This window comes from Mycolicibacterium vaccae NBRC 14118 = CIP 105934 (assembly GCF_001552715.1).
Classification (GTDB): domain Bacteria; phylum Actinomycetota; class Actinomycetes; order Mycobacteriales; family Mycobacteriaceae; genus Mycobacterium; species Mycobacterium vaccae.
In genome coordinates, this window is sequence record NZ_BCRS01000003.1 from 23,359 (window position 1) to 41,835 (window position 18,477).

Sequence of the window (18,477 nt, forward strand, 5' to 3'; positions counted from 1 at the left end):
CGGCGCAATTCTTTCGTTACCGATAATGCGGTCGCTTGCGGTGTCCGGCGGTATAGTCCGACCCCTGTTGGGACTACGAAGCTCGTGCACCCCGAAAGTGGAACAGGTGACCCGGTCAGTTCAGTCTTGTCGTCAAATCCGGACTACCGCGGGGTTACCGCGACCGGATCTCAGCGGTACCGGGCAGCGGCGGTGAGCCGCATCCGGGCCTTGCGAGTGCTGGCCTCCGTGATGCTGTTGTTTCTGCCTGCTTTGTTCGCCGCTCCGGTGCATGCCCAACCCGACGCCGGAGATCCGCAGGCCGCGTCGGCGGTGACGTTGCGCTGGCCTGCACTCGGTATGGAGCGGGAGGTCGTGCTCGGCCCGGACAGCACGAGAACTTTCACTGTGCCGGTGCCGACCGGGCTCAGCGTGACGCGGTTGCTCGGCACCATCACCGCCCCGATGAACATCACCGCCGGTTACCTCGAGATCGACGACGCCGACGGAAACCTGCTCGGCACCGTCGATTTACCCCCCGCAGGCTCCGCTCAGGCTGCGATACCGATAGACGTCGACATCTCGGCGGCACGCGTTCGAGACTCGTCTGCCGAGTTGTCCTTCACCGTCCGCGCCCTCGACGGCGTCGATCGGTTCTGCGGCCCGCTCCAGCAGTTGACCCTGACAGACCTGTCGACGGTGTTCACCGGAACAGAGCCCCCCGTGACGACGATCGCGAACTTCTTCCCGCCGGTGCTTGAGCGGGCGTCGATCTACGCGCCGAACGACGCGGACCCGGCTGAACAGCAGTCGGTGCTGAGGTTGGTGTCCACGCTCACGCGGTTGTACGCGCCTCAACCGCTGGACGTCACCGTGGTCAATCAGCCGAGGGGCGCGTCACCGCCGCCCGCTGGTCGGCTGACCCGCACGGTCGTCGTCGAAAAGGGCGGCGCCGCGGGCCTGCGTGTCGAGAACGCCGGGAGCCCGGCGGCGTACCTTCGCGTGTCCGGCACCGGCGACGATCTCTCCACCCAGGTGTCGTTGCTCGCCAACGACCTGCAGACGCTGGCGCAGACGCCCGTCGCGCGCGTCGAGCAGGCGGGATCCGGCGAGGTGCGGGGTGGCGATGTGATGACCTTCGGTCAGTTGAACCTGAACGGCAGGACCGAGGTGCTCCGATCCGGCAGTCTGCGCGTGGGAGTCGGACGCTCGGCTCTGGGCAACGGTCGCATCGACAGTGTGCAGGTGCATCTGCTCGCTGATTACACACCCGTCTCTGAGGATGATGCGGCGGCCGTGGTCATCCGGTCCTCGGACGGGAGCGTCGTCTACACAGGTGTGCTCGACACCACCGGTCGGCTGGACGCGACCTTCGTACTGCGGGATCAGGCCATCGGCCAGTTCGTCAGCCTCGACTTCGCGCTCACCTACAGCCCGCGGCAGGCGTGTGGACCCCTGACAGCCCCGATCACGTTCCAGATCGATCCCAGGTCATCGCTGACCGTCCACCGCGGCGGCCCTCCGCCGGGCGGCTTCAGCTCCATCCCCGCCGAGTTCAGCCCGAGTTTCCTGGTCGCGCTCGACGGGAGCGGCCCCAACCAGCTCGGCTACGCCGCCGACGTGGTCGCCGCGGTCTCCCGTCTCAGTAGCAGGCAGCTGACGCCCGAAGTCGTCGATCTCAAGACCGCCGCGGATGCCGAAACCGGGGCGTTGATCGTCGCCGATGCCTCGGCACTGAAAGAGACGTCGCTGCGGCCGCCCGTGAGCGGCGACGGAGACGCCTTGACCGTGGGCCTTCCCTCCGAGCTGCGCGCCAGCGTCGGCACGGGCCTGGGGTCGGTCCAGGCCTTCGCCGACCGGTCCCGGAATCGATCCGTGGTGCTGGTGACCACGACGGGTGCCTGGTCGCTGGTGGATCCGCTGTTCGGCTACCTCGCCGGGTTGGACGGCGAGTGGGCAGCGCTCACCGGCGATGTGTTGGCAGCCGGCGAGGAGGGGGTGCCGACCAATCTGACGATCTTCGACCAGGCCGGCGGGGCCGATGTCGCCGAACCGTCCGCGGTGGAGGCGTCATCGCTCCCACCGGGCGCGATCAGCATCGCGGCCGCCGCGGCGGCCGCAATCGCACTGACCGCAGGAATCGTGTGGTTGATCAGACGCCGTCGGAACAGGACTCGACTTACCTAGCAAGCGCTTGGTTGCTACTCTGGGTGAGTGGATAAGGCGCTGCCCAGCCGCCGCGACGAGCTTTTGGCGCTCGCCGCGACGATGTTCGCCGAGCGTGGGCTGCGCGCCACCACGGTGCGCGACATCGCCGACTCGGCCGGAATCCTGTCGGGAAGCCTCTACCACCACTTCTCGTCGAAAGAGGAGATGGTCGACGAGGTGCTGCGCGGCTTCCTGGACTGGCTCTTCGACCGGTACCGCCAGATCCTCGAGACCGAGGCCAACCCGATGGAACGCCTCAAAGGTCTGTTCATGACTTCGTTCGAGGCCATCGCGACGCGCCACGCCGAGGTCGTCATCTACCAGGACGAGGCCAAGCGGCTGTCGTCGCAGGAGCGGTTCGGCTACGTCGAGGAGCGCAACAGAGAACAGCGCAAGATGTGGGTGGACGTGCTCACCCAGGGCATCGCCGAGGGTTACTTCCGGCCCGACGTCGACGTCGACCTGGTGTACCGGTTCATCCGGGACACCACCTGGGTCTCGGTCCGCTGGTATCAACCCGGCGGCCCGTTGACCGCGGAAGAGGTCGGACAGCAGTACCTTTCGATCGTCCTCGGCGGGATAACCGCCGAGTCAACAAGCAAGGAGAGCAGCAATGGCTGAGGCGTATGTCATCGACGCTGTACGCACCGCGATCGGCAAGCGCAATGGGTCGCTCGCCGGTGTGCACCCTGTCGACCTCGGGGCGGCGGGCTGGCGCGGCCTGTTCGCGCGCAACGACGTGGACCCCGGCGCCGTCGACGACGTCATCGCCGGCTGCGTCGACGCGATCGGGCCGCAGGCGGGCAACATCGCGCGGCTGTCCTGGCTGGCCGCCGGTTACCCCGAAGAGGTGCCCGGCGTGACCGTCGACCGGCAGTGCGGCTCCAGCCAGCAGGCGATCTCGTTCGGCGCCCAGGCGATCCTGTCCGGTACCGCCGACCTGATCGTCGCCGGTGGGATGCAGAACATGAGCCAGATCCCCATCAGTTCGGCGATGACCGTCGCCGAGCAGTTCGGATTCACCTCCCCGACAAACGAATCCAAGAGCTGGCTGCACCGCTACGGCGACCAGGAGATCTCGCAGTTCCGCGGCGCGGAGCTCATCGCCGAGAAGTGGGACATCTCGCGCGAGGACATGGAACAGTTCGCGCTGACCAGCCACCAGCGCGCCCAGGCCGCGATCCGCGCGGGTCATTTCGAGAACGAGATCATCCCGGTCGAATCTGACGGCGACAGTTTCCGCATCGACGAGGGCCCGCGCGACACCTCGCTGGAGAAGATGGCCGGCCTGAAGACCCTGGTGGACGGCGGCCGGTTGACCGCTGCGATGGCCAGCCAGATCTCCGACGGTGCCAGCGCGGTGCTGTTGGCGTCGGAAAGCGCGGTGAAGACCCACAACCTCAAGCCGCGTGCCCGGATCCACCACATCAGTGCGCGCGGCGCCGACCCGGTGTTCATGCTGACCGGACCGATCCCTGCCACCCGTTACGCACTGGACAAGGCGGGTCTGACGATCGACGACATCGACACCGTCGAGATCAACGAGGCCTTCGCGCCGGTCGTGCAGGCGTGGCTCAAGGAGACCAAGGCCGACCCGGAGAAGGTCAATCCCAACGGTGGGGCCATCGCGCTCGGACATCCGTTGGGGGCAACGGGCGCAAAGCTTTTCGCGACGATGCTGAACACCCTCGAGCGCACCGGCGGCCGCTACGGGCTGCAGACGATGTGCGAGGGCGGCGGCACCGCCAACGTCACGATCATCGAACGGCTCTGAGACCTTCGCCGAAATTGCATTCCATGCGGGCATAATCGCGAAAAGCCCACGCGGAATGCAATTTCGGCGGATCGGTCAGTGGTCGTGCAGGATGACGCCGCGGATGTTGCGGCCTGCTCGCATGTCCTCGTAGCCCTCATTGACCTCGGCGAGCTTGTACTCGTGAGTGACGGTCTCGTCGAGCAGCAGCTTGCCCTCGCGGTACAGCGACAGCAGCCGCGGAATGTCGGCGCGCGGGTTGGCCTCACCGTAGAGGCTGCCCAGCAAACGCTTCTGGAACAGCGTGAACATCATCAGCCCGAGCGTCGGCTTGTTGTCGGCCATGGTGGACAGCGCGGTCATCACCACCGCGCCGCCCTTGCGGATGATGTTGGCGGCGTCCTCCAGCATCGAGCCCTCCAGCAGGCCGACGGTGAGGATCGCCGAGTCGGCCATCACGCCACGGGTCAGCTCGGCCACCAGTGCGGTCGCCTCGGGCAGAGACGTCACGAAGTGCGTGGCGCCGAGCTGGAAAGCCTTCTCCCGCTTCGATTCCACCGGCTCCACGACGACGATCTTCTCCGCGCCGGCCAACCGGGCCCCCTGCACCGCGCCACTGCCGATGCCGCCGAACCCGATGACGACGACGGTGTCGCCGGGTTGCACGTCGGCGGTGTTGACCGCCGAGCCCCAACCGGTGGTGACACCGCACCCGAGCAGGCACGCCCGGGACAGCGGAATGTCGTCGTCGATCTTGACGATGGACGCTTCGGGCACGGAGCCGTACTGGGAGAACGTCCCGACGAACGCCATCGCCCCGACGTTCTGGCCGCGCGCCCGGCGCCGGTAGGTGCCGTCGACCTGGGTGCCGGCCATGATCAACGCGCCGAGGTCGCACAGATTCTGGTGGCCGGTCGAACAGAAACGGCACCGGCCGCAGGCCGGCAGGAACGATGCGACGACGTGGTCGCCCGGCGCGAGACCGACGACGCCCGCGCCGACCTCCTGCACGATTCCGGCGCCCTCGTGACCACCGATCAGCGGCAGCGGGGCGGGCAGGTCACCGGTGCGGATGTGCTCGTCGGAGTGGCAGAGGCCGGTGGCCTCCCAGCTCACCAGCACCTCGCCGTCGCCCGGCGGATCGAGATCGATCTCCTCGACAGTCCAGTCGCCGCCGTACTCCCACAGAATCGCCGCGTTGGTCTTCATGCGGCCGAGTGTAGGAACCGCGCAGTCGCGCCGTGGCGGATTCGGCGATCACCAGCGGCCCCGGATCCGGTCCCGGTAGTTGCGTCCGTCGGGGTCGTAGAACATCCGGTAGGCGGGGGACGCCCACAACCGGGTGAACCGGCCCAACTGCTCGGGTCGGTGCGGACGCAGCCGGCCGGGTGGCCGCGGACCTCGACGGCCCGACGCATGCCAGGCCTCCAGCGCGTCCGCCGCCGCGGTGATCTCTTCGACGGCGGTCAGCGGATCGGCCAGCCCACCGTCCTGGGTGCCGTCGTCGGCGCGGTCCAGGTGCTCGCGCATCAAGCGCAGCCTCAGGTCCCGCGCGAACAACCCGTCGGAGTCCAGCACCGCGCAGGACAGCTCGCTGTCGTGGGTCCAGGACCGGCGGTTGAAGTTGTCGCTGCCGACACTGGCCCACACGTCGTCCACCACGCAGACCTTCGCGTGTACGTACACCGGTGTGCCCGAATGGTTTTCCAGGTCGAACACGTGTACGCGCTCCGGGCTGACCCGGCTGCAGGCAGCGACGGCTTCGTGGCGGCCGACCTGGTTGGGCGGCAGCGCCAGCCGGCCGTCGACGTCGGGATACCGGGGTACGACCGCCACCAGGTGCAGGTCGGGATTGTCGGCCAGCGCGCCTGCGAACAACTGCGCCACCCGCTTGGACCACAGGTACTGGTCCTCCAGATAGATCAGCCGGCGGGCGCGGCGCAGCGCCTTGCGGTAGCCCCTGGCGATGCTGCGCTCGCCGGCGGGCGCGAAGTCGTATTCGAAGTGTGCGTCGGGATAGGTCCGAAGCACCTGCACCGCATGCGGGCCGCACGGCGGCGGATCCGGTGGCTGCTCGGGCAGCTTCCCGGGTTCCAGGTCGGCGCCGCGCAGCTTGTCGCGGATCCACGCGATCGGCGACAGCATGTCGAGTTGTGCCGGGTCGTTCCAGCGTTCACGGAACGCGGTGTCCAGCGCGCCGACCACCGGCCCCTGCAACCGCAGTTGGACGTCGTGCCACGGAGGGTGGTCGCCGTAGCTGCGCGCCATCTGCACCGCCTGGCGGTCCCCGCGGTGCGATGCGTCGTCGCGTCGCGAATGGCACAGGTCGATTCCTCCGGCGAACGCCACGTCGCGGTCGGGCGTGCCGGGACGGCGCAACACCACGAGCTTCTGGTGGTGGGACCCACCGAAGCGGACGCGCTGATCGAGCAGGACCTCGCCACCGGCCTCCTCGATCTCGTCGCCGAGGTGCCGGTTCTGCTCCTCGCTGTAGGCGAACTGGTCCAGGTGGGAGCGCCACACCAGTCCCTTGACGACGACGCCGCGCTCGGCGGCGCGGCAGAACAGCTCGGCCACGGTCGGGCCGTCGTCGCGCAGTTTCTGGTCGGGATCGCCGCGCCAGTCCGTGAAGAACACGTAGTCCCCGGCGCGCGACGCGTCGACCTCGGTGGCGAGCTGATCGAAGTAGACCGACCCGTGGATCAGCGGTTCGGCCCGGCTGCCCTCACACCAGGCCGGAAGGCGCGAGGACGGGTTACCGCGCTCTTCGGTCGTGAGAAACCACTGCGCGAGATCGGCCATGCCTTCCCAGTACCCCGAAGGGCGCCCGGGGATGTCTAGTCGGCGATCATCCCCGCAGCCGAGCGGAGTTGCTCGACGGCTTCGGCGACGATCGCGGGCACCAGTTCGGCGCACGACGGCAGATCCTCGATGATGCCGGCCACCTGGCCCGAGGCCAGCACCCCGGCGTCGGTGTTGCCCTCGACCAGTCCCGCCTTGAGCAGCATCGGGGTGTTGGCGGCCATCACGACCTGCGACCAGGTCAGTTCCTTGCCGTGGCGCATGGCCAGGCCGTCCTTGACCATGGACTTCCAGGTCATGCCGGTCATCTTCTTGAATTTCTGGGCGTTACCCACCGCGGCGGCGAAACCCTTCACCGGGGAGCCGCTCTCCAGCTTCTCCACCAGGCCGGTGCGCAGGACTCGGTGCGGCATGCCGTCCACCCGGGTGGACACCACGGTGCCGTCGAGTGCGGCCTGCAGATAACGCTGTTTGACCGCCTCGGGCACCGTCGAGTCCGACGTCAACAGGAACCGGGTGCCCATCGCCACCCCGGCCGCGCCGTAGGACAGTGCCGCTGCCAGGCCCCTGCCGTCGAAGAACCCGCCCGCCGCGACGACCGGCATCCCGGTGTCGGCCACGGCGTCGAGCACCGACGGCAGCAACAGTGTGGTGGCGATCGGCCCGGTGTGCCCGCCGCCCTCACCGCCCTGGACGATCACGGCGTCAGCGCCCCAGCCGGCGACCTTCTTGGCGTGTTTGGCCAGACCGACCGACGGAATCACCACCACGCCCGCCTCTTTGAGCTTGGCGATCAGGTCAGGCTTCGGAGCCAGCGCGAAGGAGGCGACCTTGACGCCCTCGCGGATCAGCAGGTCGACACGTTCGTTCGCATCACCGGCGTCGGCGCGGATGTTGATGCCGAATGGTTTGTCGGTGGCGGCCTTGACCTTCGCCACCGCGGTGGTGAGTTCGTCGAGCGTCATGGTCGCCGAGGCAAGGATGCCCAGCCCGCCCGCGTTGGAGGTCGCCGAGACCAGCCGCGCGCCGGCCACCCAACCCATGCCGGTCTGCACGACCGGATGTTCGATGCCGAGCAGCTCGGTCAGCGGGGTCCTCAGTCGACTCATGCTTTTACTCTGTTCTTCGCGCGAGCGCTCATCACTTGACTCGGTTCTTCGCGCGAGCGCTCATCACTTGACTTCTCTGTCCCGCAACGATTTCGGGTCGATGACCTCACGCAGCAACTTCTCCTCCTCGGCCGACGGCAGCCGGGTGGTCTCGGCCTCGCCGAGTCCGTGCACCTCGAACGACGTGTTCTCGGCGACCTGGTCGGGCTCGACCCCGGGGTGCAGGGACACCGCGCGCATCTGGTGGTCGGGGCCGTTGAAGTCGAACACCCCGAGGTTGGTGACCACCCGGTAGACGTTGACGAACCGGTAGGCCGGGTTGTCGGGATCCACCTTGTCCCAGCCTATTCCGGACACGATGTCGACCGACTCGCCGAACACGCGCGTGGAGTGGTTGCCCACCCAGTAGCTGGTGGCGTGGTTGATGGTGTTTCCCGGTGCGCCGCGCACACCGAACATCTGGCGGGTCGGGTGCTGCAGCGGGCCGAACGCGGACAGGTTCTGGTTGCCGTAGCGGTCGATCTGATTGGCGCCCATCACGACGTGCCTGCGGCCCCAGGCCAGCGTCTCGAAGACGCGGCCGAACGGCATCCAGCCCTCGATCGCGGCGGCGGCGCCGATGGCGGGAGTGTCGGCGATCAGCCGGGCCTCGCCGTCGCTCAGCACGATGTCGGGGGAGAACGTCAGCCGGGCCAGCCGGGCGCCGATCGACACGATCGTCGTCATCGGGCTGACCATGATCTCGCCCGCGTCACGGAACAGTTCGGCACAGGCGACGGCGCACACCTCGGCCCGGGTTGCGGAAGTCACTTCGACGCCTCCTGTGCTTGGGTGAACCTGCGCACCGCGGCCTGGTAATCGGCCTCGCTGCCGGACAGGTAGGTCTTGACGAACTCGGCCCACGTCTCGTCGGAGGCGGCCGCCTCGGCGTAGTGGCGCTGGAACTTCTCGTCGCGGCGGTAATCGGGCTCGGCGGTGGTGAAGTGGGCGCCACCGGGCGCCTCGACCACGCTGTCGACCATCATCCGGTTGACCAGCAGTGCCTGTGGCGGAACCGATTTGACCAGTTCCTCGGTGGAGACCACCTTCTCCACCGACAGCAGGCGCTTCTGCGCGGACATCAGGAACAGATCGTCGAAGTACGGGTCGATACCGGTGTAGGCGGCATTGCCCTGCGCATCACCGAGATTCAAGTGGACCAGTGCCGCGTCGAGGGTCAGCGCAGGCATCGCGACGAGCTCTTCGTAGCCGGACCCCGTCGGATAGGGCGACTTGACGGTCTTGAGCTCGTCACCCCAGAAGGTGCGGACGTCGCTGCCCAGCCCGGCGCGGATCGGGAGGAACGGCAACCGCTGCGCGGCGGCCTGCAGCCCGCAGCGCAGCATGCCCTCGTCCATCTCCCGGGCCTCGATCGAACCGGAGGTGCGGGCCTTGGCGAACCACGGGTCGTAGAACGGCGGCGAATCCAGCGACACGAAACCGTAGTAGACGCGCTTGACCTTGCCGGCCGAGCACAGCAGGCCGAGGTCCGGCCCGCCGTAGGTGACCACAGTCAGGTCGGTGACGTCGGTGCGCAGCAGCGCGCGCACGAACGCCATCGGCTTGCGCCGCGATCCCCACCCGCCGAGGCCGATGGTCATGCCGCTCTCGATCGAGGCGACAGCCTCGTCGAGGGTCGTTGTCTTGTCTGACATCATTTCCCCGCTCGTTTGTCAGTGCCGGCGAACGCGTCCCGGTGTTCGTCGGAGACGCCGGCCAGATTGAGCTCGAATGTAAAGCCCTGCTCCATGCGGTATCTGGCGGTGACCGGTTGGATGTCGATGAAGTTCAGTGCTTCCTTGGCGGCGCGGATCACCCGGGTGTCCTTGGCCGCGATGTCGCGGGCGACCCGCAGCGCGGCCTCGTCGAGGTCGGCGCGCGGGACCACCTCGTGCACGGAGCCGAAGTGGTGCAGGGTGTCGGCGGTGACGGTGGCGGCGGTGAAGAACAGCCGCCGCATCAGGTGCTGGGGTACCAGCCGCGACAGGTGGGTGGCCGCGCCGAGGGCGCCGCGTTCCACCTCGGGAAGACCGAACTTCGCATCGTCGGATGCCACGATCACGTCGGAGTTGCCGACCAGGCCGATTCCACCGCCGACGCAGAAGCCGTTGACCGCGGCGACGACGGGCACCGCGCACTCGTACACCGCGCGGAAGGCTTCGTAGCAGCCGCGGTTGGCGTCGATCAGCGCGGTGAAACCCTCGGTGTTCTGCATCTCTTTGATGTCGACGCCGGCGTTGAAGCCGCGGCCTTCTGCCCGCAGGATCACCACGTGCGTGCTCTGGTCGCGGCCGGCCGCGGTGACGGCATCGGCCAGTTCGAACCACCCGCGCGACGGGATCGCGTTGACAGGCGGGTAGTCGACGGTCACCGAGACGATGCCCGGTTCCACGGTCTTGGTGGTGATCGGCATGCAAACTCCTGGGTCGCTACCTAAGCAAGCACTTGCTTGGTACGCTAGCACAGTGACTGACGCCGTCGACAATGTCGTTTCCGCCCGCAGCGGCATCGCCCTCGGCCTGGCCGGACGCGTCGTGCTCGTCACCGGCGGGGTGCGCGGCGTGGGCGCCGGCATCAGCAAGGTCTTCGCCGATCAGGGCGCCACAGTCGTGACGTGTGCGCGCCGCCCCGTCGAGGGATCGCCCTACGAGTTCCGGCCCTGCGACATCCGTGAAGACGAGTCGGTCAAGGCTCTCGTCGACGGCATCGTCGCCGACCACGGCCGGCTCGACGTGGTGGTGAACAATGCGGGCGGCTCGCCGTACGTGCTGGCCGCAGAGGCCTCGGCGAAGTTCAGCACCAAGATCGTGGCCCTGAACCTGCTTGGTGCGCTGTCGGTTTCGACGCACGCCAACGCAGCGATGCAGACCCAGCCCCGCGGCGGGTCCATCGTCAACATCTCCAGCGTCAGCGGGCATCGGCCCACCCCGGGCACCGCGGCCTACGGCGCCGCGAAGGCGGGTATCGACAATCTGACCGCCACGCTGGCGGTGGAGTGGGCTCCGAAGGTCAGGGTGAACTCCGTCGTGGTGGGCATGGTGGAGACCGAACAGTCCGAACTCTTCTATGGCGACGCAGACTCGATCGCCGCGATATCGAAGAACGTGCCGCTGGGCCGGTTGGCCAAACCCGAGGACATCGGCTGGGCCAGTGCATTTCTGGCCTCGGATGCGGCGTCCTACATCAGCGGTGCGTCGCTGGCGGTGCACGGAGGCGGGGAACCGCCGCACTACCTGTCGACCACCACTGCCGACATCAAGTAAGGGAGACAACGAGAATGGGATTGCTCGACGGCCGCGTGGTCATCGTGACGGGTTCAGGTGGCGGTATCGGTAGGGCGCACGCACTGGCGTTCGCCGCCGAAGGCGCGCGGGTGGTGGTCAACGACATCGGCGTCGGCCTGGACGGATCGCCTGCCGGTGGCGGCAGCGCCGCCCAGAACGTCGTCGACGAGATCACCGCAGCCGGTGGCGAAGCGGTGACCAGTGGCGCCAACGTCGCCGACTGGGCGCAGGCCGAGGGGCTGATCCAGACCGCGGTCGACGCGTTCGGCGGCCTCGACGTGCTGGTGAACAACGCCGGCATCGTGCGGGACCGGATGTTCGCCAACACCAGCGAAGAGGAATTCGACGCTGTCACCGCCGTGCACCTGAAGGGGCACTTCGCGACGATGAAGCATGCGGCCGCCTACTGGCGGGCCCGCTCCAAAGCCGGCGAGACAGTGGACGCGCGCATCATCAACACCAGTTCCGGTGCGGGACTTCAAGGCAGCGTGGGGCAGGCCAACTACAGTGCCGCCAAGGCCGGGATTGCCGCGTTGACCCTGGTCGCCTCCGCCGAGATGGGCCGCTACGGCGTCAGTGTCAACGCGATCGCGCCGTCGGCACGCACCCGGATGACCGAGACCGTGTTCGCCGACATGATGGCCACCCAGGACGCCGAGTTCGATTCGATGGCACCAGAGAACGTTTCGCCGCTCGTGGTCTGGCTGGGCAGCGTCGAGTCCCGTGACGTGACCGGCAAGGTTTTCGAGGTCGAGGGCGGCAAGATCCGCGTCGCCGAAGGCTGGGCGCACGGGCCGGAGATCGACAAGGGCGCACGATGGGATCCGGCCGAACTGGGTCCGGTGGTGAACGACCTGCTGGCCAAGGCCCGCAAACCGGTGCCGGTCTACGGCGCCTGAGCGTTACCGGTCGTCGAATATCCGGTCGGCCGCCAGCTGCGCGAGATCACGCAGCGTGGTCACATGGCCCGATGTCCAGTTGCGGGGAGTGGTGTCCCAGACGCACAGTGTGCCGACGGCGTACTGGTCGGCGTTGACCAGCGGTATGCCCAGATAGGACACCACCGTGCCGTCGGTGACCGCCGGGTTGTATTTCAGCACCGGGTCGACGCGCGCGTCGGCAATCACCAGGGGCTGCCCGGATGCAACCGCGTACTGGCACAGCGACCGGTCGATCGAGGTCTCGCGGGCTTCCGGTGACTCACCCGGCGACCCGTGCATGCTGACGAAGAACTGGCGGTTGCGGTCCACCAGGGAGACTGCCGCGCCGGGTGCTGCCAGTGCGGCGGCGGCCATGTCGGCGATCCGGTCGTACACCTTGTCCGGTGGAGCGTCGAGCAGGCCGGTGGCGTACAGCGCTTTGAGACGCTCCGGGTCGCCGACCACTGCCTGCGGCCCGTTGGGTTGCTCGGTCAGCAGGACTGCGCCGTCGGCGAGGTGGTCCAGCAAATCCACGCGATCGCCGTTCTGGCGGGTGACGTCGCCCATCAGTCGCGCCGCGACCGCTTGGGCGATATAGGCCTCGACCGACTGACCCGCTTTCGCCGCCTGCTCGACGAGCAATCGGTTGAGCCAGTCGTCGAAACCGGGAAGTGAGATCACCCGCCAACGATAGTCGAGCGGAGAGATTTGCGGGTTCGTTGTTTGGATAGCGAGACGGCGGTCGGGATGCGTCGCGACTCCGAATCGGCGCGGTTCGTCAGCAAACAGCTTCCGAACTGGGTTTCGCAGGTAGCATCGGCTTCCGGTCCTTGCCATGGGACGGACATCTGCGCTACGGGGGACTCAGACGAATGCAGTCGGCACCGGACCTGGGTTCGTCCCTGCGGTTCGCATTCCTGACCGAGCTCTACCACCCGAGCGTCGGAGGCCAGGAGGTCTTCTTCCAGGAACTGGCCGAGGAGATGGTCAGACGCGGACACCGGGTCGATGTGCACTGCATCGGGCATTCGGCCGGCCTCCCCGACGTGGAGGTGATGAACGGTGTCAGCGTCCACCGGCGCCCGAACGGCGGCCGCTACAAGACGCCCAGAGTCGCTGCGCTCCGGCGGAACTGGTCGGACATCGCGAAGTACTCTGCGAGAGTCCGGCGACTCGCGTCAGGCGAGCGCTACGACTTCTTCCTGTTGAACCAGTGGCCGCTGCTGCATATCCCGGCGCTGCCCGAAACGGTGAGATCACGCAGCGCCGTGCACTGGTGCGAGATTCGGGAAGACCCGCTGCTGCGGCTGCTGCAGGCGCAGTTACCGAAACTTGTCGGCATGAACTTCGCGGTCAGCGAGGCGGTTTCGGAAGTCATACGCCAGCAGTCAGGTCGGGGGTGCGGTGTGCTGCCCAGCGGTGTCGAATCGGCGCGGTACCGACGTCGCCCGCGCGCGGAGCGCTCCGGTGTGCTGTATGTCGGACGATTGGCATCGCACAAGAATCTGCCTCTGCTCATCGACGCCTTCGGTATCGCCGCCCAGCGTGGCTTCGACGGGGACCTGGTGATTGCCGGGGACGGACCGTCACGCGCGGATGTCGAGAACTACGCCCGGCAGTCTGGATTCGCCGAGCGGGTCCACGTCCTGGGTTCTGTCGACGAGGCGCAGAAGATCGATCTGCTGGCGCGCTCGGCGGTGATGGCGATGCCCAGTCGCAGGGAAGGGTTCCCGCGCGTGATCGCCGAGGCCATGGCCAGCGGACTTCCGGTGGTCACAGCAGATTTCGCCGAGAACGGCGCACGTGATGTCGTCAAGCAATACGGCGTCGGGATCGTCTGCGGCACCGAGCCCACGGATTTCGCCGAGGGGCTCTATGCCGCTGAGGCGCAGTGGGATGGATTCTCCGAATCCGGCGCCTTCGGTGTCCGCGTGCTGGATTGGGCCAACATCGCGACCACGTTGGAAGCGCACGCCCGCACAGTCGCGGGCAGAGGCTAGCCGAATGACGAGAGGGTGGGAGGCGGAAACATGCGGATCATGGTGACCGGGGGAGCGGGCTTCGTCGGCAAGGAGCTGGTGCGGGCGCTGCGGGATAGATCCGAGCTGCTGGTCGCCGATATGTTGCGTTACGGCACCCCCGGATGGCTGGCCGGTGAGCCTGAGGGATTCGCGTTCCGGCGCATCGACATTCGTGATGCCGCGGCCACCCGCTCGCTGATCGAAGAGTTCGCGCCTGAGGTGATCGTGCACCTGGCCGCGATCCACTACATTCCCGAATGCGACAACGATCCCGCGAACGCCGTCGCGACCAACGTGGCCGGCACGGTCAATCTGCTGGCCGCCTGCCCGGAGGGCGCCCGATTCGTGTTCGCCAGCAGCGGGGCGGTCTATCAACCGGACGAGGCGGCGCACCGCGAGCTGGAATCGACGGTCGCCCCGGTAGACGTGTACGGCCACACCAAGAAGCACGGCGAGGATTATGTGCGGGCGCTGGCCGCAAGCCGCGGCCTGTGCGGGGTGATCGTGCGACTGTTCAATGTCATCGGTCCGGGGGAGACCAATCCGCACCTTCTGCCTGCGATCGTGGCACAGCTGCGCGAGAATCCTGAGAGCATCTCACTCGGCAACACGTGGCCGAAGCGGGATTACATCGACGTCCTCGATGCAGCGGGAGGTTTCGCGGCCGCGGCGTTGGGCGCGGTGCCGCCACCGGGCCGTTGTGAGGTGGTCAACCTTGGCAGTGGACAACAGTATTCGGTCAACGACATCATCGACCGCATGAAGTCGGTGCTGGACCTGGATTTCGAGGTCGGTCAGGACGAGCGGCGCATGCGCGCAGTGGACCGCCCGTTCCTCGGTGCGGATATCTCCCGGATAGAGGAGATCTTCGGGTGGAGTCCGGTGCACGGGCTTGACGAGACGCTCAAGCGCATGTGGGACAACCCGGACTTCCTGCCGGAGCTGGAAGGGCGCCTCACCTAGCCATGACGGGCCGCGAGCGCATCGACCTTCTCTTCGACGCCCGGCACATCCGCCAGAGCGGAATCGGCACATACATCGCCACCTTGCTCCCGTGTCTGGAGCAGACGTTCGCCGACCGCGGGATGTCCCTGGCCGTCCTTGTCTCCGAGCATGCGACACCGGCGCTGCAGGATTCCACGACGGTCGTGGTCGAGCGTGATGTCGCGCCCATGTATTCCCTTGCCGAACAGCGGGTCTGGAATCGAGTGCTCGGTGACGTCGGCCCGCGCGGCTTCTGGGTCCCCCACTATCCTTTCCCGCTTGCCGCGTTACGCCGTGCCAATCGGTCGACGCAACTGTTCGTCACCGTGCACGACATGCTCCACGTGACCCCACGCGACGTCAGCGGTCAGAACGCTGCACGACGGGCATATGCCCGCGCCATGCTCAACCTGGGTGTGCGCAGGTGCCGCAGGATCTTCACCCCGTCGCAGGCCACAGCGTCAGGTTTGAGGCGGATGGCGCCGAAAGCACCCGTGATGGTGACACCCATCCCGGTGGGCGACGAGTGGTTCTCGCCCGTCGACCCGGCGCTCTGCCCGGTAGCCGGTCGGTACGTTCTCTATGTGGGGAATGCCAAATGGCACAAGAACCTACCGCTGTTGTTGGAGGCGTATTCGGCGGCCGCGCCAGGTATTCCGCACAACCTTGTGATCGCGGGCAGCGGGGAGGCTCTGCGCGGCGGGGATGAGCGCGTCACCGAGTTGGCCGCCCGGCAAGGCGATCGTGTTTCGGTGATGGGGCGGCTCGATTTCGATGTCCTGCGTTCGCTGGTCGCATCCGCAGACCTGCTGGTGATGCCGTCGCTGCACGAGGGAGCCGGTCTCCCACCGATCGAGGCGATGGCCTCGCACACGGCGGTGCTGGCCTCGGACATACCGGCGTTGCGAGAGACGTGCGGTGACGGTGCGGAGTACTTCGACCCCCGCAGTCAGCGGGAGCTGGCGGATCTTCTGCACAGGTACTGCCTCGACGACAGCGCCCGGGCTGACCTGGCGGCACGCGGTTGGAGACATGTCACCGCCCGCCAGTCGGGTATCTCCTTCAGCTCCGCAGCGGAAGCGGTGGCAGTCGAGCTCTCTTAGCGCAGAACGGTTTTCACGGAGGGCGAAGGGTCGGCAGACGGATCGGCGGCGGGTCCTGTCGACGGCATTTCCCGGGCTGGACGGAGCTGCCGGAATCGAAGCCACAGCATTTCGATGCCGATTCCGGCCAGGATGAAGAGGTACGGCTCCAGATGCATCCGGTAGCGCGCATGCACCGAGGTGACCGCGTATGCCACCGTGAGGAGACCCAGCGCGGTGGCGTAGATCGCGGCGGGAGCCGCACGGACACTGCGTCGTCGACGCCACGCTGTGATCAGACCGAGAATCACGAGAAGGTTCACTGCCAACCACGGCAGGAGGTAGGTGACGCTGGCCGTGGTCGACGTGTCCGTCCAGTCGTACCCCCAGAGCAACACCACTTTGGTGGCTGTCAGCTGCAGAAGGCGCTGCGGCGAGGCATTCTGCACGTCATCCTCGACCGCCTGCATGTAGGCGTCCTGGAGGCGGGTCTCATACGATTCCCCGTGCGGCACCGACGCTGCGATCGCAATGAGTTCATCCCGAGCGGGAGTTTGCATCGCCTCCGATTGACTGCCGGAGCCGATGGTGTGGGCGTTGAACCCTTTCCAGAGGTTGTATCCCATGCTTTGTGCGGTCGGAATGAACCGACCGAATTCTTCGTGATTGCGCACCGTCCAGGGGGCCAGGGTCAGCACCAACGCCAACGCCCCTGCCACACCTATCGTGAGGAACACCGAGGCCCGCCGCCGCCAGGCAGCGCCCAGGGCGATCAGGATCGGGCCGATCACCAGCATCTCCGTGCGGTTCAAGGCTGCCAGCCCGCACAGGAAGCCGCCTGATGCGCCATAGAGGACGGGACTGCCCCCCTGCGCCAGTTTCACTGCGACGGCGGTGATGCCGAGGAGGAACAGCGCTGCCCAGTTCGTCTGGTGGTAGGTGGCAGTGACGAAAACAAAAGTGGGATACGTGGCGACGAGCATGGCCGCCGCGAACGCGGCACAACGAGAAGGCCAGAGTTTGAGTGACAGGCGGAAGACGAGCGCCACGCAACCCAGCGCGGCCGCAGTGTTCGCGCCGAGCCAGACTGCACGTGCCGGCGATCCATCGCCGAAGGTCTGAAAGAGCGCCAACCAGAAGTAGCTGAGCATGGGCGGCATGTATGCCGACGGGTAACTGGCGCCGCCTCCCGGTGAGTAATACGTGCACAGCTGGCCACCGTTCTCCAACGCGCACAGCGCCTGCTCGCCGTACTCCCAGATGTTGGCGTTACGCGAGATGTCACCACCGAGCAGAATTGCCGCGACGCGCAACACCAGCGCGACACCGAGCGCCACCATCAGCAATGGCCGCGTACCAAGGGAAGTCGTGGTGCGAGTGAGGGTGCTCCAGGTCATCGCAGCACGGCTCGATGGTCGGTGTCGTTGGAAAGAGGCCGTCCCAGCACGCCCTCGGCCCGACCGACCAACAGTGCGAAAGCCTCACCCGGACCGAACTTCTCCGGTTTACGCAGCGGCATCAGCGCGGCGGCGACCAGGTGAGCAGCCTTGTACCAGAGCGGGTAGCGCCAGGTGCGCAGGACGTACCCGGCGCCGCGCCCGTAGCTGCGCTGTTTTCTGCGTCGCTCATGCGGTGTCAGATGGGCGAATTCGGTCTGCGCCTGGATGACGATGTCGCCGACCCACTCGATCGAGAAGTCGTCGCGTTCCGACATCCGCAACAGCAGGTCCGGACCTTCACCGGATTGCCAGGGGGAGTCCGCGCCGGAGCCCAGCGCCGGATCGAATCCTCCGACCGCGAGAAAGGGGTCCCGTCGGATGAGCGTCGCGGGTTCCATGGCGCCCCAGACGGTGCGCCGGGTCAGCTTCGTGCCGGGGGCCGGTAGTGGATGGCGGGGGCCCTCGCGGTCGACGAGCTGGACGGCGACGGCAGTCGTCGATGCGGAGCAGTGGTGGGACACCCGCTCCAGAAAATCCGCGGCGACGCGACTGGTGTCGTTGGGGAACCAGAGCCAGTCGACGTCCCCGCCGAGCGCAGATGCGGCGGCATTGCGACCGTTCGAAATCCCGCGGGCACTGACGAGCGTACGGATTTGCAGGACTCCGGCGAAAGATGCGGCCAGTGCCTCGAGTGCGCCGGCGTCGGCAGGGTCGTGGTGGGCGATGGCCACCGCGCGCGGCGGACAGGTCTGTGCGGCCAGATCGTCCAGTAGCTCCCGGAGTGAGCCCCACCTGCCAACGGTGGTGATGGCGACGCCGATCCGTACCTGCGCCGGATCCGGTGCACTCGCCCCCAT

The 18,477-nt window shown here is 67.3% G+C and carries 17 protein-coding genes; 8 read left to right on the forward strand and 9 right to left on the reverse strand.

Annotation, left to right across the window (positions count from 1 at the left end):
• Window positions 1-192 precede the first annotated feature (192 nt).
• The 3 genes from MVA01S_RS01155 to fadA6 are packed head-to-tail and all read left to right on the forward strand — an operon-like array spanning window position 193 to window position 3,961.
• The gene (locus MVA01S_RS01155; RefSeq protein WP_040541226.1) at window positions 193-2,166 is read left to right on the forward strand and encodes a hypothetical protein; all 1,974 of its coding nucleotides are present in this window, start codon (window positions 193-195) and stop codon (window positions 2,164-2,166) included.
• 27 nt (window positions 2,167-2,193) lie between these two features.
• On the forward strand, window positions 2,194-2,808 hold the full coding sequence (kstR2, locus tag MVA01S_RS01160) for a TetR family transcriptional regulator KstR2 (protein ID WP_040541224.1): 615 nt from the start codon (window positions 2,194-2,196) through the stop codon (window positions 2,806-2,808).
• Window positions 2,801-3,961 carry a steroid 3-ketoacyl-CoA thiolase FadA6 gene (gene fadA6 / locus MVA01S_RS01165; RefSeq protein WP_003930613.1) on the forward strand — a complete coding sequence of 387 codons (1,161 nt, stop codon included), beginning with the start codon at window positions 2,801-2,803 and terminating at the stop codon, window positions 3,959-3,961. Before kstR2 ends, fadA6 begins: the two co-directional genes overlap by 8 nt.
• A 75-nt stretch (window positions 3,962-4,036) precedes the next feature.
• Here the strand turns inward: fadA6 and MVA01S_RS01170 are convergent, their stop codons facing one another.
• From MVA01S_RS01170 to echA20, 6 genes are all read right to left on the reverse strand, one after another.
• Window positions 4,037-5,149 carry an NDMA-dependent alcohol dehydrogenase gene (locus MVA01S_RS01170; RefSeq protein ID WP_003930612.1) on the reverse strand — a complete coding sequence of 371 codons (1,113 nt, stop codon included), beginning with the start codon at window positions 5,147-5,149 and terminating at the stop codon, window positions 4,037-4,039.
• 48 nt (window positions 5,150-5,197) lie between these two features.
• Window positions 5,198-6,742, reverse strand: coding sequence for a phospholipase D family protein (locus tag MVA01S_RS01175; RefSeq protein WP_003930611.1), 1,545 nt, complete (start codon window positions 6,740-6,742; stop codon window positions 5,198-5,200).
• A gap of 35 nt (window positions 6,743-6,777) precedes the next feature.
• Complete coding sequence (ipdC, locus tag MVA01S_RS01180; protein WP_003930610.1) at window positions 6,778-7,851, reverse strand: (3aS,4S,5R,7aS)-5-hydroxy-7a-methyl-1-oxo-octahydro-1H-indene-4-carboxyl-CoA dehydrogenase; 1,074 nt, start codon at window positions 7,849-7,851, stop codon at window positions 6,778-6,780.
• A 63-nt stretch (window positions 7,852-7,914) separates the two neighbouring features.
• Complete coding sequence (gene ipdB, locus MVA01S_RS01185; protein WP_003930609.1) at window positions 7,915-8,661, reverse strand: cholesterol ring-cleaving hydrolase subunit IpdB; 747 nt, start codon at window positions 8,659-8,661, stop codon at window positions 7,915-7,917.
• Window positions 8,658-9,545, reverse strand: coding sequence for a cholesterol ring-cleaving hydrolase subunit IpdA (ipdA, locus tag MVA01S_RS01190; RefSeq protein ID WP_060941528.1), 888 nt, complete (start codon window positions 9,543-9,545; stop codon window positions 8,658-8,660). The genes ipdB and ipdA overlap by 4 nt, the downstream gene beginning before the upstream one ends.
• Window positions 9,545-10,303 carry a (7aS)-7a-methyl-1,5-dioxo-2,3,5,6,7,7a-hexahydro-1H-indene-carboxyl-CoA hydrolase gene (gene echA20 / locus MVA01S_RS01195; RefSeq protein WP_003930606.1) on the reverse strand — a complete coding sequence of 253 codons (759 nt, stop codon included), beginning with the start codon at window positions 10,301-10,303 and terminating at the stop codon, window positions 9,545-9,547. The genes ipdA and echA20 overlap by 1 nt, the downstream gene beginning before the upstream one ends.
• A gap of 52 nt (window positions 10,304-10,355) precedes the next feature.
• Here echA20 and MVA01S_RS01200 point away from each other — a divergent pair, with 52 nt between their 5' ends.
• A complete protein-coding gene (locus MVA01S_RS01200; RefSeq protein ID WP_003930605.1) occupies window positions 10,356-11,153 on the forward strand; it encodes an SDR family oxidoreductase in 798 nt (265 codons plus the stop codon).
• A 14-nt stretch (window positions 11,154-11,167) separates the two neighbouring features.
• Window positions 11,168-12,073, forward strand: coding sequence for an SDR family oxidoreductase (locus MVA01S_RS01205; RefSeq protein WP_003930604.1), 906 nt, complete (start codon window positions 11,168-11,170; stop codon window positions 12,071-12,073).
• Between the two features lie 3 nt (window positions 12,074-12,076).
• Here MVA01S_RS01205 and MVA01S_RS01210 read toward each other — a convergent pair whose 3' ends face one another.
• A complete protein-coding gene (locus tag MVA01S_RS01210; RefSeq protein ID WP_003930603.1) occupies window positions 12,077-12,775 on the reverse strand; it encodes a GAF domain-containing protein in 699 nt (232 codons plus the stop codon).
• 191 nt (window positions 12,776-12,966) lie between these two features.
• On the opposite strand from MVA01S_RS01210, the gene MVA01S_RS01215 reads away from it, so the two are divergent.
• From MVA01S_RS01215 to MVA01S_RS01225, 3 genes are read left to right on the forward strand one after another with little or no spacing between them, the layout of a single operon-like run.
• Window positions 12,967-14,094 carry a glycosyltransferase family 4 protein gene (locus MVA01S_RS01215; protein ID WP_003930602.1) on the forward strand — a complete coding sequence of 376 codons (1,128 nt, stop codon included), beginning with the start codon at window positions 12,967-12,969 and terminating at the stop codon, window positions 14,092-14,094.
• 30 nt (window positions 14,095-14,124) lie between these two features.
• Window positions 14,125-15,078 (forward strand): NAD-dependent epimerase/dehydratase family protein, encoded by a 954-nt coding sequence (locus MVA01S_RS01220; RefSeq protein ID WP_003930601.1) that lies wholly within the window; start codon window positions 14,125-14,127, stop codon window positions 15,076-15,078.
• A gap of 2 nt (window positions 15,079-15,080) precedes the next feature.
• Window positions 15,081-16,202, forward strand: a complete 1,122-nt coding sequence (locus MVA01S_RS01225; protein WP_003930600.1) for a glycosyltransferase family 4 protein — start codon at window positions 15,081-15,083, stop codon at window positions 16,200-16,202.
• Here the strand turns inward: MVA01S_RS01225 and MVA01S_RS01230 are convergent.
• Together MVA01S_RS01230 and MVA01S_RS01235 are read right to left on the reverse strand one after the other, a co-directional pair.
• Entirely contained in the window at window positions 16,199-17,578 is a 1,380-nt protein-coding gene (locus MVA01S_RS01230) for a glycosyltransferase 87 family protein (RefSeq protein WP_110765611.1), read from the reverse strand. The genes MVA01S_RS01225 and MVA01S_RS01230 overlap by 4 nt on opposite strands.
• A complete protein-coding gene (locus MVA01S_RS01235) occupies window positions 17,575-18,477 on the reverse strand; it encodes a glycosyltransferase family 2 protein (RefSeq protein ID WP_003930598.1) in 903 nt (300 codons plus the stop codon). The genes MVA01S_RS01230 and MVA01S_RS01235 overlap by 4 nt, the downstream gene beginning before the upstream one ends.